At 36.4% G+C, this 23,690-nt stretch carries 20 protein-coding genes; 8 read left to right on the forward strand and 12 right to left on the reverse strand.

Features of this window, described 5'->3' with window-relative positions; translation table 11 throughout:
• Positions 1-32: 32 nt before the first annotated feature.
• The 3 genes from ACQ65V_RS12575 to ACQ65V_RS12585 all read right to left on the reverse strand — a co-directional run bounded on the left by ACQ65V_RS12575 (position 33) and on the right by ACQ65V_RS12585 (position 3,108).
• A complete protein-coding gene (locus ACQ65V_RS12575) occupies positions 33-1,088 on the reverse strand; it encodes a serine hydrolase domain-containing protein (protein WP_430468170.1) in 1,056 nt (351 codons plus the stop codon).
• Positions 1,089-1,215: 127 nt separating this feature from the next.
• On the reverse strand, positions 1,216-2,400 hold the full coding sequence (locus ACQ65V_RS12580) for an acyl-CoA dehydrogenase family protein (protein ID WP_430468171.1): 1,185 nt from the start codon (positions 2,398-2,400) through the stop codon (positions 1,216-1,218).
• A gap of 207 nt (positions 2,401-2,607) precedes the next feature.
• The gene (locus ACQ65V_RS12585; protein ID WP_155087507.1) at positions 2,608-3,108 is read right to left on the reverse strand and encodes a hypothetical protein; all 501 of its coding nucleotides are present in this window, start codon (positions 3,106-3,108) and stop codon (positions 2,608-2,610) included.
• A gap of 208 nt (positions 3,109-3,316) precedes the next feature.
• Here ACQ65V_RS12585 and ACQ65V_RS12590 point away from each other — a divergent pair, with 208 nt between their 5' ends.
• Positions 3,317-4,315, forward strand: coding sequence for an NADP-dependent oxidoreductase (locus tag ACQ65V_RS12590; protein WP_430468172.1), 999 nt, complete (start codon positions 3,317-3,319; stop codon positions 4,313-4,315).
• A 98-nt stretch (positions 4,316-4,413) separates the two neighbouring features.
• Here the strand turns inward: ACQ65V_RS12590 and ACQ65V_RS12595 are convergent, their stop codons facing one another.
• Positions 4,414-6,912, reverse strand: a complete 2,499-nt coding sequence (locus ACQ65V_RS12595; RefSeq protein WP_430468635.1) for an ABC transporter permease — start codon at positions 6,910-6,912, stop codon at positions 4,414-4,416.
• A 47-nt stretch (positions 6,913-6,959) separates the two neighbouring features.
• Complete coding sequence (locus ACQ65V_RS12600) at positions 6,960-7,649, reverse strand: ABC transporter ATP-binding protein (protein ID WP_412560905.1); 690 nt, start codon at positions 7,647-7,649, stop codon at positions 6,960-6,962.
• 26 nt (positions 7,650-7,675) lie between these two features.
• On the opposite strand from ACQ65V_RS12600, the gene ACQ65V_RS12605 reads away from it, so the two are divergent.
• Entirely contained in the window at positions 7,676-8,419 is a 744-nt protein-coding gene (locus tag ACQ65V_RS12605; RefSeq protein ID WP_430468173.1) for an arylesterase, read from the forward strand.
• 231 nt (positions 8,420-8,650) lie between these two features.
• Here ACQ65V_RS12605 and ACQ65V_RS12610 read toward each other — a convergent pair whose 3' ends face one another.
• Positions 8,651-9,079 (reverse strand): FKBP-type peptidyl-prolyl cis-trans isomerase, encoded by a 429-nt coding sequence (locus ACQ65V_RS12610; protein ID WP_273292696.1) that lies wholly within the window; start codon positions 9,077-9,079, stop codon positions 8,651-8,653.
• Positions 9,080-9,413: 334 nt separating this feature from the next.
• On the opposite strand from ACQ65V_RS12610, the gene ACQ65V_RS12615 reads away from it, so the two are divergent.
• Positions 9,414-10,154, forward strand: coding sequence for an SDR family oxidoreductase (locus ACQ65V_RS12615; protein WP_430468174.1), 741 nt, complete (start codon positions 9,414-9,416; stop codon positions 10,152-10,154).
• A 17-nt stretch (positions 10,155-10,171) separates the two neighbouring features.
• A complete protein-coding gene (locus ACQ65V_RS12620) occupies positions 10,172-11,566 on the forward strand; it encodes an NAD-dependent succinate-semialdehyde dehydrogenase (protein ID WP_430468175.1) in 1,395 nt (464 codons plus the stop codon).
• A 231-nt stretch (positions 11,567-11,797) separates the two neighbouring features.
• Here ACQ65V_RS12620 and ACQ65V_RS12625 read toward each other — a convergent pair whose 3' ends face one another.
• The 6 genes from ACQ65V_RS12625 to ACQ65V_RS12650 form a co-directional block, all read right to left on the reverse strand.
• Positions 11,798-12,718 (reverse strand): mechanosensitive ion channel family protein, encoded by a 921-nt coding sequence (locus ACQ65V_RS12625; protein WP_155087514.1) that lies wholly within the window; start codon positions 12,716-12,718, stop codon positions 11,798-11,800.
• Between the two features lie 306 nt (positions 12,719-13,024).
• Positions 13,025-13,432, reverse strand: a complete 408-nt coding sequence (locus ACQ65V_RS12630) for a VOC family protein (RefSeq protein ID WP_155087515.1) — start codon at positions 13,430-13,432, stop codon at positions 13,025-13,027.
• A gap of 29 nt (positions 13,433-13,461) precedes the next feature.
• Complete coding sequence (locus tag ACQ65V_RS12635) at positions 13,462-13,971, reverse strand: peroxiredoxin-like family protein (protein ID WP_273292291.1); 510 nt, start codon at positions 13,969-13,971, stop codon at positions 13,462-13,464.
• A 142-nt stretch (positions 13,972-14,113) separates the two neighbouring features.
• Entirely contained in the window at positions 14,114-14,314 is a 201-nt protein-coding gene (locus ACQ65V_RS12640; protein WP_155087517.1) for a CsbD family protein, read from the reverse strand.
• Positions 14,315-14,434: 120 nt separating this feature from the next.
• Positions 14,435-16,168 carry a patatin-like phospholipase family protein gene (locus ACQ65V_RS12645; RefSeq protein WP_430468176.1) on the reverse strand — a complete coding sequence of 578 codons (1,734 nt, stop codon included), beginning with the start codon at positions 16,166-16,168 and terminating at the stop codon, positions 14,435-14,437.
• 208 nt (positions 16,169-16,376) lie between these two features.
• Complete coding sequence (locus ACQ65V_RS12650) at positions 16,377-16,961, reverse strand: hypothetical protein (protein ID WP_430468177.1); 585 nt, start codon at positions 16,959-16,961, stop codon at positions 16,377-16,379.
• Positions 16,962-17,399: 438 nt separating this feature from the next.
• On the opposite strand from ACQ65V_RS12650, the gene ACQ65V_RS12655 reads away from it, so the two are divergent.
• The 4 genes from ACQ65V_RS12655 (at position 17,400) to ACQ65V_RS12670 (ending at position 23,667) form a co-directional block, all read left to right on the forward strand.
• Positions 17,400-17,873 carry a hypothetical protein gene (locus tag ACQ65V_RS12655; protein WP_155087520.1) on the forward strand — a complete coding sequence of 158 codons (474 nt, stop codon included), beginning with the start codon at positions 17,400-17,402 and terminating at the stop codon, positions 17,871-17,873.
• A 264-nt stretch (positions 17,874-18,137) separates the two neighbouring features.
• Positions 18,138-19,457: a hypothetical protein gene (locus ACQ65V_RS12660; RefSeq protein ID WP_273292285.1), complete on the forward strand. Its 1,320-nt coding sequence runs from the start codon at positions 18,138-18,140 to the stop codon at positions 19,455-19,457.
• Between the two features lie 123 nt (positions 19,458-19,580).
• Positions 19,581-21,047: a gliding motility-associated C-terminal domain-containing protein gene (locus ACQ65V_RS12665; protein ID WP_430468178.1), complete on the forward strand. Its 1,467-nt coding sequence runs from the start codon at positions 19,581-19,583 to the stop codon at positions 21,045-21,047.
• A gap of 1 nt (position 21,048) precedes the next feature.
• Complete coding sequence (locus tag ACQ65V_RS12670) at positions 21,049-23,667, forward strand: PorP/SprF family type IX secretion system membrane protein (RefSeq protein ID WP_430468179.1); 2,619 nt, start codon at positions 21,049-21,051, stop codon at positions 23,665-23,667.
• The last annotated feature ends 23 nt before the right edge of the window (positions 23,668-23,690 follow it).

Consider the following 23,690-nt stretch of genomic DNA (forward strand, 5'->3'; position numbering starts at 1 on the left):
CAATACTTGTTACATAATTTATCATGAATGTTTTACAATCCCTTTGCCTCAAGCAAAATCTTAACAACACGACTATGCGTTATTTCCAATAAATTCCATTGATAACCTTCAAAATCGGTAGTGTTCATAAACTGCACCACAACAGCATCAATATCCTTGTGGTATTCTGCCATACATTGGTAACCTGGTGCCAAGCCTCCATGATTGAATTCATAAATAGACCTATAGATGTCCATTTCTTCTTCATCAAGCAGTGAACCATCGTTTAAAGCTCTTAAAAAAACACCGACATCTTCTGCTGTAGCTATCATCATGCCGTTATTCTCGTCCTTAAAGTCCTTATCAATACCGACATAATAACCACTCATAACATCGTCTAGATTTACCTCGTCAATGGATCCAAATGTATTTTTCAGTCCAAGTGGTATTAAAATTTCTTTTTTGAAATACTCTTGACGGCTACCTCCGGTGACTTGCTCAATGATTCTAGAAAGCAATAAGTAATTGGTGTTGGAATAGCCGTAATCTTCGTTCGGTTCAAAAGTCGCTGGTAAATCGAGTGCATAGTCTAGCACATCGATATTGGTGTTGGGTTGGTTTGCCCAAAATTCAGGATTGTCCGTAAAATTAGGAATACCACTTCGGTGTTGCACCATCATACGCAATGTAATTTTATTGGCATTTTCAATTCTTCTTATAAGTTCAGGAAAGTATTCAGTTAGTGATTCATCCAAGTCGATACGCTGTTCATGAGCTAATTTGGTAATAGCTACAGCGACATACAACTTGCTTATACTTGCTATTTTGAACAAAGCGTGTGGTTTGGCAGGAATTTTTTCTTCTTTATTATGATAACCAGCTGTGTAGAATGCTGGTGGTTTACCGGCTTCATCTACATATACAATAACACCATCAAAGCCATAACTTAAAGTCTGGTTGACTTGTTCTTGAACAGTGTTAGGCAGTGGTAATAGCCACGCCTTAACTAAAATCCAAGGTACAAACCATAAGGATATAAAAGTCCCAACAAATAATACAATTCTGAATATCTGTTTTCCTTTTGAGGGCTTTTTTTTGGTGCTTTCCATAAATGTATACCGCTGATTGTAATTTGGGGTTCAAATATATCTTAGATCAGACAATGATTAAATTGTGAATTACTGAACTGTAATAGGTTAGGGATGAATTGAATTTCTTCTCTATGCATATTAGACCTTACGCTTTATTCTTCTGAAACAGTTCCTTAAATAAACCACGCGCTATTAATAATTTCATGATCTCATTGGTGCCAGCATAAATTCTGGCCACTCTATTATCGGCATACATACGTGCAATAGGATAATCCCACATATAGCCATAACCTCCAAATAACTGTAGGCATTCGTCAACGACTTTACCATGCATTTCAGTGGCCGCATATTTTGCTATAGAAGCATTTGCGGCAGTGAGCTGATGAGCAGAGACCAAACGTGTACAACGGTCTATAAAGGCTTGGTTGAGTTGTAATTGAGTGGCACATTCTGCAAGTATAAATTGTGTGTTCTGAAATTGTGCAATGGGCTGTTTAAAAGCAGTTCTTGTAGAGGTGTACGCTATGGTTTTTTCTATGGCTCCCTCTGCTCCACCGATGGCAGCAAGTGCCACTGACAAACGTTCGCGTGCTAATTCTGTCATCATAATTTTAAAACCTTGGCCCTCTTCACCCAATAGGTTGTCTTTTGGGACTTTTACATTATCAAAAAACAATTCGCAGGTATCTTGAGCTTTTAAGCCTATTTTTTTAAATGGCACTCCTTTGGTGAAACCATCGAATGCGGTTTCTATAATTAATAAAGAGACGCCTTCATTTTCAGTTCCTGAATTGGTTTTCACGGCAACGATGGACATATCACACATATAGCCATTGGTGATAAATGTTTTTTGTCCGTTGACCAAATAATGATCACCTTTATCTTCTGCTATTGTTCGTATAGCTTTAAGGTCGCTACCGCAATTGGGTTCTGTCATGCCAATTGAGGTAATCATTTTACCAGAAGCCATTTGAGGTAAGTAGTTTTGTTTCTGGGCTTCGGTGCCGTATTTTAAGAGATATGGTGCTACGATATCAGAATGTAGTGAGAAGCCTGGACCAGTTATACCTTCTTTGTTCATTTCTTCGATGAGTAAGGCACTAAAACTAAAATCCAATCCGCTGCCACCATAGTCTTCAGGCATATCGATACAGAGTAAACCCAATTCACCTGCACGTTCCCAAATAGTGCGATTGACCATGCCGTTTTCTTCCCATTCATCGATTTGATCCATCATTTCATTTTGTATGAAGTCTTGAATCATACTCTGCATCATTTTATGTTCTTCTGATGCATAGATGTCGCGTTCTAATAGTACATTTTTTAACATGGCTTTGAAAAGGTTAATTCTATCTAAAGATAGTGCCTTTTTATGTTTTAATCTAATCTCAGTAGTTTACTTTAAACGAGAATTCATCAATTGGCAATTATGTGTTCAATACGCTTTTAATGATTTGGTTATAAGCTCTGTTCAGTCACGCTTAAAGATAAAAAAAGCACCCAATGGATGCTTTTGTAAACTGAACTTAAAATTTTACTATTCAAAATCTATACGGACTTCAACAGTACCTTGTATGTCTCTTAGGTTGCTTTCTAATAAATTTGGTGTTTCACCATTAACAGTGCAAGAGCCACCTATACCACTTTGACAGCCACTACCCAAAATAACTATATGGTATTGCCCATTAATAATACCTAATTCGTAACCTGGAATCCAATTTGGTGGTGGTGCTCCAGGATCTGGAATGGGTTCACCATTTTGCCACGTAATTTGAAAACTCAAATGTGGTGCTGTCTCACAGGTATAGGTCAAGGTATATTGACTTGCGGTTGGCTGAACCGTAAATACTGCCCAAGCATAGACCTGTACATTGCTAAATTGTGGGCTAATATCTATATCGTACTGTTTGTACAATAAGGGATCTACATTAAACACCATAGGGAGCTGCCCTTCGGGTTCATTACTGTCGTCACTAGAACAAGAGAAAATAAAACTTGCAGTGAGTAGAAGTACTACTAATTTTGTTGTGGTTTTCATAATTTTGATTTTGTTTATATAGCATCGATCAAAATCAAGAATGTCATCAAAAGTTATTTTCTAGACTTCCCTACGCAGCACTACCATAGTCAAACTCTGCAAGACACCACGACTAATTCTGCATACAATTTACAAACCCATAAATCTATGTTAATACAGTCCATGTGTATTCATTTTTCCTTATTTTAATGACAACTAAAAAACGATTATGATACAGACCATTTTATTAAAAAATAGACCTAAAGGAACACCAAGTCCAGCTGATTTTGAATTCATTAAGGAAGAGGATAATCTAACTGTTGAAGATGGGCAACTACTTTTAGAAACGCTTTATGTTTCCGTTGATCCATATTTAAGAGGAAGAATGAGTGACGCCAAATCTTATGTAGAACCATTTGAACTCAATAAACCCATTCATTCTGGTGTTATTGCTAAAGTTCTCGAATCTAAAAATGACAACTTTAAGGAAGGCGACTATGTATCCGGAATGTTGGACTGGAAAACAAAACAAGTGTCGAGCGGCAAAGGACTTCAAAAAGTAGATCCTTCCAAAGCAGATTTAAGTGCATACTTAGGTATTTTGGGTATGACTGGCTTAACGGCTTATTGTGGCTTAATAGAAATTGGGAAGCCAAAAGAAGGCGAAACATTAGTGGTGTCTGGTGCTGCAGGTGCTGTTGGTAGTGTCGTTGGACAAATAGGAAAAATTTTAGGACTCAAAGTGATTGGTATTGCAGGTTCCGACGAAAAAGTTGAGCTGCTAAAATCTAAGTTTGGTTTTGATGCTGGCATCAATTACAATACTACCGAAAATATGACAAAGGCTATTGCTGAAGCTGCACCAAATGGTGTGGATGTATATTTTGATAATGTCGGAGGTCCTATTTCTGATGCCGTACTGTTTAACATTAATAAATTTGCCAGAACGGTGAATTGTGGTGCCATAGCGGTGTATAACAATACCGAAATCCCTAAAAGTATTAGTGTAAGACCATTTCTCATAAAAAACAGTGCCTCTATGCAAGGTTTTATAGTGTCTAATTTTGAAGACAAATTCCCACAAGCTATTAAAACCTTATCAGGTTGGTTAGCAGATGACAAGCTCACCTATTCTGAAACAATAGTTGAAGGTTTTGAAAACATTCCTCAAGCCTTTATTGATCTGTTTGATGGTAAGAATAAAGGGAAGATGGTAGTAAAAATTTAAATATCAGGCTAATAAATTACACTAGTAAAGGGAATTAAAAATGTAATCATCTTTTAATTCCCTTTTTTTATGTTCATAAAGTTGAAAGTAATAATTAATTACACCTCCCGACGCAATACCTCCAAAGGCGAACTATTCAATACACCACGAATATTGCTCAACCCTATCCCTAATACCAACAGTGAAATGATAGGTAGAAATACCACAAACGGAATCACTGAGGGCACAAACGGTTCGTTAAATACAAATAGAGCTAAGAGCATCGCACTGATTAAAGCTAATACAATACCAACTAAACTACCAACCAAGCCCAGCAATAAATATTCTAAGGCAGAGATTTTAAGGATTTGCTTGTTTTGGGCTCCTAGAGTCCTTAAAAGAACACTTTCCTTGATGCGTTGATATTTACTTGTACGGACAGAACCTATCAATACAATGATGCCAGTAAGAATACTGAAGAACGCCATAAAATTAATGATCCAGGTGACCTTGCTCAAAATATCTTCAACAATAGTGTAAACTTGTCGTAAATCAATAATCGTGACATTAGGGAAGTCCTTAACCACAGCTTGTTGCAAACGTGCTGAACTGGCTTCATTTGGTGCATTGGTCGTTAACACATTAAACTGTGGTGCTTTCTCCAATACTCCTTTTGGGAACACCACCGAAAAATTAAGCTGTAATTGTCCCCAATCTACCATACGAATACTTCCTACAACGGTTTCCATAAGGACTCCTTGTACATTAAAAACAATTTTATCGCCAATAGTGACTTGAGCATCTTCGGCAACATTATCTGAAATGGAAATCGGAATCACCTCACCTGCCGAAACTTCGGAAACCCACTCCCCTTCCAGAATTTCTTCTGAAGCTATTAAGCTATCGCGATAAGTCGTTCTGAACTCATGATTAAACACCCAACGCCTCATACGTATGGTCGTATCCTGTTGCACCTCGTTAGCTTCCATACCTTTTACGCTATGAATGCGCATGGTCACTAAAGGAATATTATCGATGACCTCCAAGTCATTTCCAGCGATGGTATTGCTAATGGCCTCTCCTTGTTCGGGTTGAACGTCTAACATAATGATATTGGCAGATTGTGCTCCGCTTCCAACCTCGGTTTTAGCCAGCAGAATGTCCTTTGTAAAATATAAGGTGCTGATTAAAAAGGTGCCCAAACCAATCGCTACAATTAGTACCAAGGTTTGATTATTAGGTCGATATAGATTTAAAAGACTTTGCCTTGTGGTATAACCCAAGGATTTTGGAAACCATAATTTTATCAGTTTCATGATTAAAGTAGCGACGCCAGCAAGTATGGCAAAAGTAATCAGCATACCTATGACAAACGCAATAGCATAAGGTATATGCTCTAAAAGCCAATAGGAAAATAAGAATAAGAACAAATTAATAGCACCAAAAACAGCAAATCTGGTCACTTTCGGCTTATTGGAATTGCTCGTGTCACTAATACGTAAAGCTTGTAATGGTGATACATACCATGTGTTGAGCAAAGACAACAAGGCAAAAAGCACAGCCATTAAAAAGCCAAGCACAATTCCCATTATGACCGGTTGAGCAGTAATGGATATATTCACCTCAAAAGGTAAAAATTCCTGTAAGATATACGGAAAGGATTCCTGAATTCCTATCCCGATAAGACCTCCAATACAACCTCCAATAATTCCAATACCTGCAATTTGAATGAGGTAAATCAGAAAACTTTGGCGTCTAGAAGCACCCAAACATTTTAATACCGCAATATGTTTCAGTTTTTCACGAATATAAATATGTACCGAACTTGCAATTCCGACACAGCCCAAAAGCAACGCTATAAAGGCAACGAGATTCAAAAACTTGCCCATGTTTTCATAACGACGTCCCAATCGCCTGCTGGTACTCGTATGCGTGTCCAAATCAGCCTTCTCGGCATCGAGCATGGGTTCGAGTACCTCTTCCAGCTGCAATAAATCGGTTTGTGCATCTGCTTTATAATAGTATTGGTATTCTTTTCGGCTTCCAAATTGAAGCAGTTCCGTGTCTGGCACCAATCCAAACGGAATCACTACAGGTGGTGCAACGGATGACATCACCGCAGAGCTACCAGGTAAACTGTTCAGCGACCCAATAATTGGTAGCGTCAACTCCCCTACTTTTATGGAATCGCCTGGCTTAATATTATACTGAAGCATCAATGTGGCATCAACCAGAGCTCCGTTGTCATCTTGATACGTCGAAGATGCCAATTCGGGTTGGGTTTTCATTTTTCCATAAATCGGAAATGCTCCTTCCAATCCTCTAACACGCACCAATTTAGTACCTCCATTTTTCGGGAAAGCAATCATAGATACAAAATTCACTTCCGTAGCCACAGGATTTAAGGAATCGATAATGGCTTGGGCACGTTCGTTGGGTGTTTCGTCAATATCAATAAGATAATCAGCTCCCATGAGCGATTTAGATTGCTGCTGAATATTATCCTGAAGGTTATCTCTAAACAATTGAATCGATACCACAGCGGCTATACCCAATACAATAGATGCCATAAACAATACAAGTCGTACACGACTGGCTTTAGCATCTCTCCATGCCATCTTAAACAACCATGACATGTTGGTTTTTGATGTTAATATGTTTGACTTCAATGTGCTGCTGTAGGTTGATTGGTTAGAATTTGCCCTCCTTTTAAACGAAGGATTTGTTGGGTGCGATTCGCTAAGTCCAGATCATGGGAAACGATGACTAAAGTTGTATTGGACGCTTTATTTAAATCGAACAATAACTTAATGACCTTTTCTCCAGTTTCCTCATCAAGGTTACCTGTAGGTTCATCAGCAAATAAAATGGATGGTGAATTACTAAAAGCTCTCGCCAAAGCCACACGCTGTTGCTCACCTCCCGAAAGTTGTGACGGATAATGATGAAAACGGTCTGCCAACCCAACCTGATCCAAGAGTTCCATACCACGCTTAGCGGCATGCTTTGCTCCTTGCAATTCTAACGGCACACTAACATTTTCTAAAGCTGTAAGTGTAGGCAACAACTGAAAGTTTTGAAAAATAAAACCTACTTCCCTATTCCGTAATTGGGCACGTTGATCTTCATTTAAAGTGTTTAGGTCATGGCCACATAGTTCTACACTTCCAGAATTTGGTGTATCCAAGCCTGCGCATAATCCCAACAAAGTGGTTTTACCGCTACCTGAAGGCCCAACGATGGAAAAGGTCTGCCCTTGTTCCACATCAAAACTAATATTCTGTAATACTGTTAATTGTTTGTTACCGCTGGTATATGTTTTCTCAAGACCATTAATCTTTAATATCTTTGACATAAATAGTGACGTTTATTGTATTGCTTATGAATCTGGCTCAAAATAATCAATTGGTTTCAATTCTTCTAAATTCTGTACCGCATAAAATCTTAAAGTTTTGTTATTTTATAATGTTGTGTATGTTGATGGTTTCCTGCGGAAATAATAACAACAAACAAAACACCAAGGATTTAGATGATGCGGTTGTTGAAGAGACGGAGAATTCAGAAACCACAGACAATAAGACTATCCTATTTTTTGGTGATAGTATCACGGCTGGTTATGGATTGGAAACCACTGATGACGCCTACCCAGAGGTAGTACAGCAAAAGATTGATTCGCTCGATCTAAATTATACGGTCGTCAATTCAGGTGTGAGTGGCGAAACTTCTTCAGGTGGTAGAAGTCGTATCGATTGGATTCTCAATCAAGATATTGAAATATTTTTACTGGAACTTGGTGCTAACGATGGCTTACGAGGTGTTCCACTATCAGAAACACGTAATAACCTACAAGCCATTATCACTACCGTAAAACAAAAAGACCCAAACATAAAAATCATATTAGCAGGCATGGAACTGCCACCAAATATGGGCCAAGATTACACTTCAGGATTTAGAACCATGTATGCAGAACTGGCAAAGAAAAACGATGTGGTTTTCATCCCATTCATCTTAAAGGATGTTGGCGGTATCGCAGAACTTAACCAAAGCGATGGCATCCACCCTACGGTTAAAGGGCACAAGATTATTGCCAATACGGTTTGGGAGTATCTAAAACCTCTATTATAAACCAGACTGTCATTGCGAGGGCAAAGGACGAAGCAATCTCGCTACCCTACCCAAACGGCATTGCGAGGAACGAAGCAATCTCTCCTTTCAAACGAATAGACAAGGTGAGGTATCACACTGAGCGCAGTCGAAGTGTAGTTGCTAGGCATCTAATAATCCAAGAACCAAAGCACAAAAAAAACGCCCTACCAAATAGATAAGACGTTTAAGTATTAAGGTATCTTAATCAGATTATAAAATCTCAACCACTTCAAGGTCAAATACTAAATCCTGACCTGCTAAAGGATGATTTGCATCTAAGATGATATCCTGATCTTCAACTTTTATAATTCTAAACTGTTGCTGACCACCATCTGCACTAGAACCAACTAAGCCCATTCCAACTTCAGGGTTGATATCCTCAGGCAATTCTGATTTAGGTACTTTATGATAAAGAGATTCATCAACCTCACCATAGGCATCCTTCTTTTCTACGGTAATCGTTTTCTTCTCATTTACTGCCATATCAATAAGTCCTTGTTCAAAACCTGGTATCAATTGTCCTTTACCCAATTCTACTTTTAAGGGCTCTCTTTCCAAAGAACTATCAAAGACTTGTCCATCGTTTAATTTTCCAGTGTAGTGGACTTTTACCACATCATTTTCTCTTACTTTACTCATAATTATTACTTTGTATTAATAAAAAACGCTGCAAAGGTATGGGCTACATAATGGTTAAAAGAATGAAACGGGAATAATATGGGATTTTATAAAAAACTTAACGTTTAGGACTACTTCTAATTGCAAAAATGCCATTACGTGATGTCTCACTAATTATTAATATACTTAGCTGGTCTAAGCATTTCAAAATTCAATAATCATAGAATTTAATTATCGTAAACACACTTTACAATCACCTAACTTATATACTATATATGAGCAAATAATAGTTGTATTAGAGCTAACCATCCCTTGAAATTACAGGTACCTTGTCTTAAATCAAAAACAAAAAACTATGACATTAGAAGACAAAGTCCTGATAATTACAGGAGCATCAAGCGGAATCGGAGAAGCAACAGCAAAAAAGCTGTCACAAGACGGTGCAAAAGTAGTGCTGATGGCACGTAGCGAAGATAAACTCAAAACTCTTAAACAAGATATTGAAAATAATAAAGGAGAGGCCTTGGTAGTCTCTGGAGACGTTACTAAATCAGACGATTTTAAAAACGCCGTGCAACAAACGGTTGATAAATTTGGCAAAGTGGACGGACTCATTAACAATGCAGGCTTAATGCCCTTATCCTTTGTAGAAAAATTAAAGACCGACGAATGGGAACAAATGGTAGATGTGAATATTAAAGGCGTGCTCAATGGTGTCGCTGCGGTATTGACAGAACTCAAAAAAAATAAAGGTGGTGATATCATCAATATTTCGTCCATGGCAGCACACCGTTACTTCCCAGGTGGAGCAGTCTATTGCGCCACAAAGTCGGCAGTAAAGATGTTTTCCGAAGGTCTGCGCCAAGAGCTCTCACCAAAATATGGCATTAACGTTACCTCTATTGAGCCAGGTGCTGTGGATACCAATTTAACAAGTACCATTACTGATGAGGACATCAAGGAAAAAATGAAGGAAATGCAAAAGATGACCACCTTGGAATCTGAAGACATTGCCAACGCCATTCACTACACCTTAACACAACCAGCACGTGTGAATATTAATGATGTGTACATTGTACCAACCGAACAAAAATAAAATACCAAAAAACAACTATGGAAACTGAAACAAAACAAAAATCATTTAAAACCATTAATCCGCTCAATGGAAAAGAACTCTCGAGTTATAGATATATGACCGACGAACAAATAGAAACTGCGGTACAAAATTCTCATAAGGCATTTTTAAAATGGCGCCATAAATCTTTTGAAGATCGTGGTGAGATTATTAAGTCTATCGGAAAAGCCTTAAAGGATCATAAAGAGGAGCTATCCCAACTCATGACGGACGAAATGGGGAAACTCTTAAAGCAGAGCCATCAAGAAGTGGATTTGTGTGCCGCCATTTGTAACTACTGTGCAGACAATGCAGCAGACGTATTACAAAACGAAGAACGCGAACTCTCCAATGGTGGCCGTGGCATCATTACCTATCAGCCCATCGGTATTATTTATGGTATTCAACCGTGGAACTATCCGAGCTATCAGGTTATTCGCTACGCCATAACCAATCTTATGGCTGGTAATTCCGTGTTTTTAAAACATGCCTCCAACGTTACAGGTACGGCCAAAATGTTGGAAGCTATTTTCAATGAAGCAGGCTTGCCAAAGGATTTATTTCAGGTATTGGTAATAGAACACGAACAATCCGATGACCTTATTAAACACGATTTGGTAAGAGGTATAACATTAACAGGAAGTCCAGATGCTGGAAAGACCATTGGCAAAAAAGCAGGAGCCGAGCTTAAAAAGTCGGTTCTCGAATTGGGAAGTAACGATGCCTATTTAATTCTTGAAGATGCCGATATTGAAAAGGCCGTTAAAAAATGCGTGATGGGTAGAATCTATAATAATGGTGAAACCTGTATTGCGGCAAAACGGTTTATTGCTGTAGAAGCTATCTATGACGAGTTTAAGAAAGGCTTTGTAAAAGCTATGAAAGATTTAAAAATGGGAGATCCTAATGAAAAAGACACCAAATTAGGGCCTATGGCGCGTAAGGACTTGCGAGAAACATTGCACGATCAGGTTACCAAAAGTGTAGACAAAGGGGCCAAGATTTTGTGCGGAGGCGAAATTCCTGATGGTGAGGGCTACTTTTATCCTGCAACCGTTATAGAACAGGTGGAGCCAGGACAACCCGCTTATGATGATGAGCTTTTTGGTCCTGTAGCATCATTGATAAAAGCAAAAGATGATGAAGATGCCATGCGCATTGCCAATGATAGTCGTTTCGGATTGGGAGGAGGAATCTTTTCAGAAGATAAAGAACGTGCTGTTGAATTGGCGGAAAAACATTTTGATACAGGTATGGTATTTGTCAATTCTTTCGGATTGGCAGAACCCAATATGCCCTTTGGTGGTGTAAAGAACTCAGGTTTTGGACGCGAACATGGAGGCTTTGGAATGAAGGAATTCGTGAATATTAAAGCCATTCTCATTTCAGAATAAGTAGAGTCTTTGCAAGTCTCAACAAAAGCAGTTGCTTAATTGAGGACGAACTTATAAAGTATTGTTAATCAATTTGATAAATCAATAATTTATTGTATATTAAGACTATCATATTTGGGGTGCTTAAAGTTAAACAGCTGAGAATATACCCATTGCACTTCGTCGGATAATGCCAACTGAAGGAATGTATGATAAAGTGAATTTAGACCACCTAATCTAAATTCACTTTTTTTATGCCTTTTCAACATCCTTAGGATCTTTTTTTACACGCAAAGGAATATCCTCTTCGTTGCCATAGAGTTTCAATTCCTTAATATCTGCAGGGAGGTTAAAGCCTTTATCCTCTAAAGCTTCTTTTACTTTCCGAATAATAATACCTTGTATAACAGCCGCAGATTTACGATAGTCATAGGTGTCAACCCAAAAGAAAACCTTAAGATTAACGGTACTGGCAGCAAGCTCGTCTTCGATTACAAAACTTTCGTGGTCATCATCATTCTGAACTATATATTCATTACTGTCTAAAATATCAACGATTACCTGCTTGGCGGCATCAATATCATCCTCATAACCAATACCTACAATAAAGTCCTTTCGGTAAAAACCATCTGCAGTATAGTTTTCAACGGGCTTGGTAAGCACATCACTATTGGGAATGTAAATATCTCGACCATCAAAGGTCTTAACATGTGCATACCTAAAATTCAGAGCCTTCACTTTCCCAAAGTGATTATCAATTTTTATGGTATCGTTAATATTAAATGGTCTGTTAAAAGCAAGGATAATACCTGCCAAAAAATTCTTTCCAATATCCTGAAATGCAAACCCTAAAATAATCGCGGCACCACCAGCAGCAGTAAGAACGCCTGTGGCAACACCACTTAATCCGGCAACCTGTAGAGCCAATAGTATAGCAATGATGACCAAGATAATTTTTATGGCTTGCGCTAAAAACCGAGCCATTAATGGATCTTCAGCTTTTTTAAGAATACGTTTTCTATAGAAACTGGTAATAAGATTGGCAATAAGTACACCAACAACAATAATCAAGATACCCAAGGCGATGCGTGGCAATAGCCCTAATAACTTTTCATAATAGTCCATAACGGAATCCCATATGGTGTCAGAAGCTGTTTGTGAAATAAGTAACATAGTGTGCAAAGTTTTTATTTGATTTTATAAAATCGTGAATAATGGGTTGAAGAATTAACTTGAAACATTTTAAAAAGAACACATTTCCTATTACAAATAAATGAATATGGCATAAGCGTATCATCTTCGGGTTTAATTCGGGTCTTAAGCGGGTCATATTCGGGTTAACTATCGATTTTTCCTACATGGAATTACTAACGTATCCATTCTTAATACATAGTATGCGAAAAGCACAGTTATAAAAACTGTGCTTTTCAATTATTAATTAATCAAAGACCTAATTAATAATTCGGCTAACTAATAAAACTAACCTTGCTTCTTATAATTAACCATCCAACTAACGTTGTACTTATCGGAACATCTGCCATAGCAGGCATCCCAAGACATTTCTTGAAACGGTGTGTGTATGGTACCGCCTTGGCTAAGCTTGTTAAAGATGTCTTTCGCCTTATCCTTACTTTCCGCATCAATACTCATATTAATATTAGTGCCATTGGTCAATGGAGTATCTGGTGATGCATCATAGGCCATAATGTGAAAACCATCACCTTTAAGTTCAGCATGCTGTAACTTATTGCGGTAGCTTCCTGGTATGTCTGCTTCTACGTCGTTATAAGTTTGTTCGTTTACAATGTTGCCTCCCAAGATAGATTGGTAGTGCTCTAATGCATTTTTACAATCTCCCTTAAAGGCTAAATATGGTTGTACTTTCATAATATTTTTATTTTAAATTGTTAGACTATTTATGCTTCACCTCTCGCTGGGTAATCTTCCTTAAGGATATAATCTATGCCACCTAATAAATCATTAAAGCTAGGTCTTCCAAAAGGCATGGACTGTATGGATTCCCAATATATAGTTTGATCAGGAGCTAATAGAAACAGTCCTGGCTCAGTAAAATACTCTGGCTCACTATCCTTAATACCTTTGGAGATAAACAATCCCCAATCTCTAGCCTCTTCAATAGATAACCCATATCCAAGAGGTATATCTGCAATATCCCACTCATTATAAGTGGCTTTGGCTACATCTTCCGTATCAGTACTGATGGCAATAACATTAACACCACGTTCAATAAACTTCGATAACTTCTTTTGTAGTTCTTCCAATTGCTTTTTGCAAATAGGACAGTGTTTGCCTCGATAGAATAGTATAAGTGAGAAATTTTTAGGAGACTGTTCACTCAATTCCCATAAGGTATCATTGACTAGGTTTATTTTTATTTCAGGAGATGTTTCTCTAGGTTTTATCATACTTTATATTTTATATTAAGACTTAAAATAGCTATATAGTAGCATTACATTTAACGCAATAGATTTAGATTTTAATTGATATGAATAATAAACAAAAAAATCCCACCGAAGTAGGATTGTTAATCTTGCATTTTTTAGGAAATTAGTACTTTAAATTATCCAAAAAGTCATTAATACGGTCTTTGGTTTCACCAGTACGCTTTTGAATTCGTCCTAGAAGCTCGTCTTCCTTACCTTCTTCATAGTCTAAATCATCATCGGTAAGTTCGCCCCATTCTTGTTTTAATTTTCCTTTAGCAATGTTCCAATTGCCTTTTGCTTTATCTTGCCATGGTTTGCTCATAATCAATTAGTTTTTAAAGTTGTGATAAACCAATATGATTTATCTACCTTAAATTTAAAATGAATCGTTAGCTTCGATTATCGCTATCAAATTAAAAATTGTTGCAAATGAAATAGAGGTTTACATTCCACGCTTTTTAAAGTCCTTTTCAATGGTTTCCATAACCCATTTGGTAAGTTTTCTCGAGACTTTACCAATAACGATGCCACGAGATAGCCACCAGAAGAATCCTGAAAATTTCGTATTGAGTTCAGCTTTGAGAATAGCTTTGACTCTATTTTTAATTGGTTTCTCTAATGCTCTAAAGGCTTTTGCATTAAACTTTGGAAAATCCTGAATTTCATATTTTGTAGGATTAGGATCATCATTTGGATCTAACTTACTCACATCTGGTATAATGGGCATATAGGTCTTGCCGTCCACTACTCTACTGAATTCCTCAATAGCCGATGCGCTGATACCATGAAATAAATTATTAGGATCAGTAGGCTTACATTCTGTAAAGAATACACCTCTTAAAAAGTTTCTGGCATTTTTGCGGCCAAGAAAAAAATCGTGCTTCCTAAATTCAATATCCAAAAAACCTCCAAAACCTCCGATACCTCCTGTTGCCAAAGGTGGATGGTCCACTTCTTCATCAACCTGGCCCAATTTTAATTTCCTTGGAAAAGCCATAATCTTAAAAATTCCTGAGGCGAAAGTGTCACTCTGTTTGTTTCGAGCCTGATTTAAAATTGTAGGCACCAAATAACCCACTATATCCATAATACTAGTCTTTTTATAATCTGGTGTTGAATTAATGATCTCATCTTCAAAATTTGGAAAGGGATCAATCAACACTGTTCCGTATTTTGGGTTTTTGGCATCCTCAGGGCCGTGGTTTTCTTCAAGACAGCGTAGCACTTCATCGAAAGGTTCATTATTTATGGCACCACCATCTACTGCAGTGAACTGAAAGTCCTTTTTCAAGTCTTTTTCAAACTCTAAATCCATGCTCGCCGTAAAAGCCTTTCGTTTCTTTAAACTGTTCTGTATGTACTCGGTGGGAAATTCAGTATCAAAATAACGAGGTGCCAATCCGACAGGGAATGCTCCTGTAGCTTTTGTCACCTTAACTAAGAAGTCCCTGTTAGATTTAGAATCTGAAGTTGGGGATAATGGTCTAAAGGGCAGAAATTGATTCTTGTCCTTAATTTCATCATAATTCACCTTAAAATGAGCAACAATATCATGATTGCTGATGCGATGTCCTGGAGTTGAATCTAGAAACTTAGATTTTATCCTACTCAACTTAATTTTGTAATCCACAGGGCGTAAGCTCGTTACCGTCAGCAATATTCTTAAGTCCTTAGAAATATAACTTGGGAAATTATCTTTACTCGCATCTTGTGGTAGTTGCTCAAAAACCTTCTCGGCAATTCTGTCTATAGGTTTTGAGTTCAGTAATGATGGTGCACCTTTATTATCTTTAATATCAGAGTTAGAGAGCATTTTTTTAAAAGTGGTTTCACCACCTCCACTTCCATCGTAGAGACTTTCATCATCATCTAAAAACACCCAACTGTCGTAAAGGATATTTCCTGTTTTGGTACTCGACTTTTTCTTAACAGGTTTAAGGTTGCCATCACAAAGTGCCAGAGCAGTAATCATAGTTACCATACCTCCAGCTGATGCTCCTCCGATGGCATCGATGACAACATTGTGATTAGGAATATGCTCTTTTTTTAATTGTTTTGCCTTTTCCCATTCTGATAAAGCCTCCAGGATATAATCCATGAAACCCGCTGTGTAAGCTCCGGCTGAAACAGCACCAGCCATAGTTAAACCTAAATGAAATGTGTTTGATTGAGACATAGTTGTTTACCTTTTAGTTTATAACAATACAAGCATATCTGCAAATTAGATATGAAATGTGTCAATAGAATTAATAACAGGGAATTATTAAGGGATAGCTAAAGATAAAATTTTTTAGTTTTATTTTTTCTCAAAGCGTAATGTTTATATATAAAAAAAGCCCTGAATAGTAATTCAGAGCTTTTACGGTTAATTAATGTATGCTGACTTATGAGTTCGGTTCAGTATGCTCAGGCAATACAATATCTTTACTGGCAACCAACATGCCATCTTCTTTCTCTATGTTTAAAATTCTTGCTTCTTGTCCCTTTTTAACCAAACGCTTTCTACATCTTTTTGTCAATAAAGGATCTTCATCAAATAGTAAAGATTCTAATTGTACTTCTGGTTTAGAAGCCTCTTTTATAATCGGAAAGATTTGTTGCATTTGATTATAGCGTCTATCATTACCAGGAACAAATGTGTAGAACGTATACCTACCATCTTCATCTGTCTTTACCCAACTTCTATGAAATACATAACGATTATCACCAGATTGTCTTAAATCAAAATCACCGTTTTCATCTGGTTGTTCAATAAATATAATGACATCCTTAGCGGGAGTTACACCGTCACTTTGGTAAATGACACCAGTTAGTTTTAGTTTATTGGTTTTAGATCTAAAATCTGGAATTGTATCTGTGTTACTCAGCAGGTCTTCTGCTCTATCGTAAATAGGACTTTCTTGTGCAGATATTGGATTAACAGCACTATAAAAACAGATGAGGCAAAATGCTACAATAAGATTTTTCATGGGTGTTTAAGATTTGGGTTGCACCAAAATTGCTTCAAAAAATCTCTAATTCCCTAAAAATCATATAAATGCCAAATTTTTGCGATAAAATGAAAATAAATGCAAAAATCAACGATGAAATACTATAGTTGAATCAATAAAAAATTATGAATTGTGATTTAAAAAATAATTATGAAAGTTCTCCAAAAGCAATAAAATCTGAAGAAAAATATGCTTGTTTTTTTGATTTTTCTATAGTGAATTATACTTTAATTTTCGAAAAAAACCGCTAAGTATTTCATCGGTAAAATATGCACTTAATCCACTAAATACGCAGTTTATCCATGAAATATGTATTTAAAGTGTTAAAAAAATTTCATGAAAAAACATGAATTTTAGTTGTTTTTCTTAATATTTTGTATAGATTTGTCTCCGTTAGTCCAAATCAAAACTATAAATATGAAAGCAAAACTTACTTTATTTAGTGCAATCTTTTTCCTTATGATAGGTCTAGGTCATGCTCAAAAAAATGAAGAATCTAAAAAGAAAAAAGACCAGTCACAAAGTATTATAAGTGGCAAGGTTAATATTTCTAAGTACCATAGCCGCGAGCAATTAGATGAAATGTCTAAAGGTGAACTATTGACTCTATATATAGAACGTATAGAAGTCATTGTAAATATTCTACCTAATATTGCATTTGCTACCAAACCTGGCGTTACCATGGCGTCTTTAGGGATTCCTGAAACCAAAGAAAATAAGAAAGCATTAGAAGATAATATGGAAGCTTCTGACAACTACTTTGAAAGTACTGTCGAATATCAGACCAAAATACTCCCCTATTCTGATACTAATGACTTAATAGCCGCAATTTTGTTCTATGAATCAACATTAAAGGCGTTACATACATACAACGATTTTAAGGAAGATTAAGTCACTAGAATTTTATAATTAAACCTCGCAAATTTTGTGAGGTTTTTTTTATTCTTTATTATATTTTCAAAATACTGATAAACAGTGAATTAAACTTACCCTGTTCTTGTCTTAAAAACCTAATTTTTTGTAGGAAAAAGATTAAAGTAATATAAAATATGTGTATTTCATCGATATTTTCTTGTATTTCATAGGTTTTATTCCTATGTTTGAGGCAATTAGTTGAAAAACCCAAAAATATCTAACATAACGAATTAAACGACTATGAAAAATTTTATTCAAACCGCGCTTATTTTTCTACTAGTGTTTAGCACTGCTTTTGCACAGCAGGAAAAAGGAATAATTGGCTATAGTAATTGGCTAAATTCATGGACAGAATTTAAACCTAGTCAACCAGACTATGGTGAACCTACTCAGATTTTGAGTGGTAACATTACAAAAGACACCAAGCTTGTTAAGAGAGATGTGTATTTACTATTAGGTGATGTATTTGTTACCGATAGTACAACATTAACAATTGAACCAGGAACTGTAATCATTGGTGATTTTGAGTCTAAAGGTTCTCTAACAATAAGTAATGGTTCTAAAATAATCGCTAATGGAACCCAAACCGATCCTATTATTTTTACATCAAGTAGAAGCAATAAAAAGCCAGGTGATTGGGGCGGACTTTTTATTCTAGGCGATGCACCATTAAACACTTATGGGAAACTATCTTCACTTAATTACGGACTTCGTCCATCATCAACTGAAGACATAGGCTTTGGTGGCTATAATTCTGAAAGCAATTCAGGTATCTTAAGATATGTGAGAATTGAATTTGCAGGAAAAAGAACCAAGCAATATGGGTACTTTAATGCATTGACATTAGCTGGTGTAGGTAACAAAACCGTTATAGAAAATGTAATGGTCAGTTATAGTGCTGGCAATTCATTTAACATCCTTGGTGGCTCAGCAATTTTAGAACAATTAGTATCATACAGATCTAGCAGAAACGATTATGAATTTAATTACGGTACACAATGCCAGCTAATTAACTCTTTAGCAATTAGATCACCTTACATCTCTAGTGCTGATGGATCACGTTGTATGGTTGTAAAATCTTACGATAATAAAGAAGATGCAGACACTTCTAAAAGGCAAACTTTTGTAAATGCAGAAAACTTAACGTTGGTGAATATTTCCAATGATCTAAGATCTGATATTAAAGTTGGATTGGTGCAAGAAGCCATTTACATAGGTGCTGATGCATCATTCGCCATTAACAAGAGTGTTATTTCTGGATTTTATCCAGCAGTAATTTTTGATGACCAAATTCAACTTAATAATCAAAACCTTGAAAAAATACAGTTTACAAGAACTTACTTTAATAACTGTAAAGGAAATATCTATAGAAAAGGATATACAAATAATGACGATTTAGAGAGCTGGTATGGTAGTAGAGCTTTTGATAACCTTTACGCTAAAGGCTCTGATGACGAAACATTCATCGATGCCAAAGACAGCAGAAATCCTGATTTTAGATTACAAGTAAATAGAATTATTGCTTCAAATGATTTTATTGACGACGACGATGAAGATTAATCAAAACCGCTAGAGTAATTCAATTTTATTCTAGTGATTGATTTTTATTGAACAAACCCTCAATAAAATTTTCAAACAACAAATTATAACAGCTTATAGATTAGAAAAATACGAGAAGACGGAATGCTTAAAATTACTAATGTTAACGGATTAATTATTGGACTTTGCTTTACTGTTCTTTTATTTCAAGGACAGGCGAATGCGCAATTGGTAATTGGCCAACCTAATTTAGGTTTTAGCCAGGCTTGTGCAAGCGAATCCTTCAATTCTTATGATGTAACATTTGTTTTCTCACCAGAGTCTGCTGTCAATGCTTCAAATCAGTTTATTATTGAAATGTCTGATGCAGATGGTGACTTTTCTAATTCTACTACAGTTTACACATCCTCACCTGGATCGGTTACTGACTCACCTGCTACCTTAAATTTTTCTATACCGGAAACTACGGCAGGAGAGAATTATAGGATTCGTGTTAAAAGTACGTCGCCAGTCGCAACAAGTTCTTCTTCTGCAGCTTTTGCAGCATATTACAAATTACAGGATTCACCTTTTTCAATCAACAACTTGGTATCAACGGGAGCTTATTGTACTGGTAATAGCTACCTTCTTACTATCGATAACCCAGGAACCGGAAATAACGATTCACCACTTAACTACCCATCTTTAACATTTAATTGGTATAAAGAAACAAGTTCTACTACATCAGTATTTGTAGCTGAAGGTCCTTCCCTATCGGTAAGTGAAGAAGGTACTTATTTTGTAGAAACAAATTATGGTAGCTGCACTTCAGATTCATTTTCTAACCGAGTAACCATCAGTGAAGCCAATTCTTCGGGAGAGGCTGAAGCAACTATAGCTTCTAGTTTGGGTAATCCTTATTGCCCAGAGCAAGGGCTTACTACACTTAGCACAATTGGTGGTAATAGCTATCAATGGTTTAAAGACGGAGTGGAAATTCCTGATGCAACAAATCAAATGTACCAAACTGATGAGTCTGGTACGTTTTCGGTTCAGGTAGATTTAGGAGATTGCTCAGCTTCAGGTTCTATAGATTTAGAAAGTGAACTTTTTGAAAGTGAAATCAATGTGGATGAAGTCAACCATTTAATTGATGGAGAAACGCTTTCAGTAGAAATAACAAATACAGCCATAAGTCCAGAGTTTCAATGGTATTTCAATACCCAAATCATTGCAGACGCTAATGATAACACTTATGATATTACAGAATTTGGAGATTATACAGTAGTCATATCTGAAACTTCAGGTTGTGAAGGCTCAAGGATATACGAATTTACCGTTGTGGAAGGTATAGATCCATTTCCAGATGTAGAAAAAATACCAAATGTAATTAGCCCAAACGGTGATTTTACAAACGATACTTGGGTTCTACCCTTAGAATACACTACGGGAACCAACACGGAAGTCGTGATTTTAAACGAACAAGGCAAAGTGGTTTTTCAAACCATAGACTACCAGAATAATTGGCCAGAAAACGATTTAAACTTAACCAGTATAAATCAGGTGTTCTACTATATTATTACAACAACAGACGGAGAAGTAAAAAAAGGATCAATAACAGTAGTGAAATAAAATGAAGACACATCTCACCATATTGTTCCTGTTATTCTGCTCTATGCAGATACTGTTCTCCCAACAAGATGATGGCGTAGTTTCTTTTGATTTACCAATAAGAAACTCTTTGGTTTTTAATCGTTATGCCATAAACCCTACCTTTTCTTTTGTTAGAGAACAAAACAAATACATAAGTTTTAATAACAAACGCGAATGGATACAGTTTGATAATGCCCCTGAAACATTTGTTGGTAGTTACTCAGGTCGTTTCTCTGAAAATATTGGCGCTGGTATTGCAGCATTTCAACAAAACTATGGTGTATTAACCACCTTTGGAGGTTTATTGAATTTTGCATACAACGTTAAATTAAATACAGACAGCAATCTAACTTTTGGACTTAATGTTGGAGCTTATAAAAGTGGTATCAACACAGGTAATGTGGTTACAAATTTTGATGACCCATCGCTACAAAATGTACCTGAAAACTTTTTGCTTACGGTTAACCCAGGAATTAATTATGGAACAAGACTCCTAGACTTTGGGATTTCAGTAAATAACTTAGTGCTTTATAATTTTGAATCATCAGAAATGATTAAAGATGATCCAAAACAAGGGATTCAAGCTCACGTAATGCACACAGGTTTTTTTGATGGCCAAGGATTTTTTGAGAAAGCTAAATTTTCGGGAATTTTAATGTCAGAGTTCAGAAAAGATGAAACGATCATTTCTGGTTTAGCCTCACTTAATGTTCCTAAAGGAATTTGGTTTCAAGTAGGTTATAACAGTCGCTTTGGAGTTTCTGGTGGTTTAGGTTTGAATGTTACTAAGAATATTGCTCTAGAATATAATATTGAAAAAGCAATTGGCGAATTTGTAGATTTTGGACCTTCACATGAATTTACTCTAGCTTATAGATTTATAACCAAGAAGAAATATGATTATAGTGGAGATGAAAAAGTAAGCGGATTATTCTCTAAAAAACGTAACAAACCAATCGTTGAGGCCTCAGAAGAAGAACTTGCAGGAATAAGAGAACGTGCTGCTGAACGAAGAGCTCAGGCAGAATTGGATAAGGAAACAGAACTAAAAGCTAAAAAAGAAGCTGAGGCTAACGCTCTTGCAGAAGCAAAAGCACAACAAGAGGCAGAGGAAAAGGCCAAAAGAGAAGCTGAAGCTAAAGCAGAAGCTAAAGCTAAGCAGATAGAAGAGCAAAAAGCTAAGGAGGAAGCCGAAGCAAAAGCGAAAATTGAGGCTGAAAAAAAAGAGAGAGAGCGTGCAGAGGCCAGAGCTAAAGTTTTAGCAGAGCAAAAGGCTAAGCAAGAAGCTGAGGAAAAAGCCAAACAATTAGCAGAACAAAAAGCAAGAGAAGAAGCTGCGAAGGAAGCTAAACTATTAGAAGAGCAACTGGCAAAAGAAGCAGAAGAACAAGCTAAAGCAGAAGCCGAGGCCAGAGCGAAATTGCTTGAAGAGCAGAAAGCTAAGGAAGAAGCTGCAGAACAAGCAAGATTACTGGCAGAGCAAAAGGCAAAAGAAGAAGCTGAAGCTAAGGCTAAGCAGTTAGCCGAAGAAAAAGCTAAGGAGGAAGCAGAAGCTATAGCAAAACAGTTAGAAGAGCAAAAAGCAAGAGAAGCTGCTGCTGAACAAGCAAGGCTATTGGCCGAACAAACAGCTAAGGAAGAGGCTGATGCTAAGGCTAAAGAATTGGCAGAACAACAGCAGTTAAAAGAAGAAACGGATGCTAAAGCTAAAGAAGCATTAACTACTAAGCCAACAGATGAGATTGGTAAAGCAATGGTTGCTTTAGCTGAACAAACAGAAACGACTAAAGAACAACAATCTAAATTATTGGATGAGTTTGAAGAAATAGTGGAAATTAAAAACGAAGACTTAAAAGATTTAAAAGAAGAAAACGATTTAAGTGACCAAGGTATAACAGTACAACCAAAACCTTTTAAAAGTGTTACGGCAGAAAATAACAAGCTAAATGCTATTAAATCTGATCTTGATGCAATTATAGAATCAAGAAACAAAAAGATAGATTCGTTACAAACACTTTATGAAGAAAGATATAAGACAACTCAGTTAGATGAAGTCAATCTCTTCTACAAGAGAAAAATTGAAGGATTGGCTAAAGACCAATTGAAAGCTGTTGAACTTAGACAAGAGTTAGACACAAGACTAGAGACAATTAGAATCGCAACTGAATTTGAAAAAAGAAGAAGAATTAAGCGTGCTGCTTATGATAATGAAGCAGATAGGTACGCTCAAGATAGAGCTATGTTACAGAATATAAAGCGTACAACTAAGCCTGCACAGGTTCCTTATACTTCTGAAGATTTTGATTTTGGTGAACCGCAAAGTGATAATATCAAGATATTAAAGAATGTTAAAAATGCTGATAATGGATACTATCTTATTATAGCAGTACATAGCGATATTAAAAAACGAAATGAATTTTTAACCAAGGTAGTAGCTTCAGGGCGTGTAGATGTAGATTTCTTCTATGATGTCAATACTAGTAACTACTACATATACTATAACAAGTTTGACAGCATTAATGCTGCCAATAAAGTTATGGAAACTAAAGGAAATAGACCGTATAATGTAAACATGACCCTCGTGAAAATAGAAAATTAAATAAGTTAAGCTGTTCTTCACTT

The sequence above is a fragment of the Winogradskyella ouciana genome, assembly GCF_965284585.1.
Taxonomy (GTDB): Bacteria; Bacteroidota; Bacteroidia; order Flavobacteriales; family Flavobacteriaceae; genus Winogradskyella; species Winogradskyella ouciana.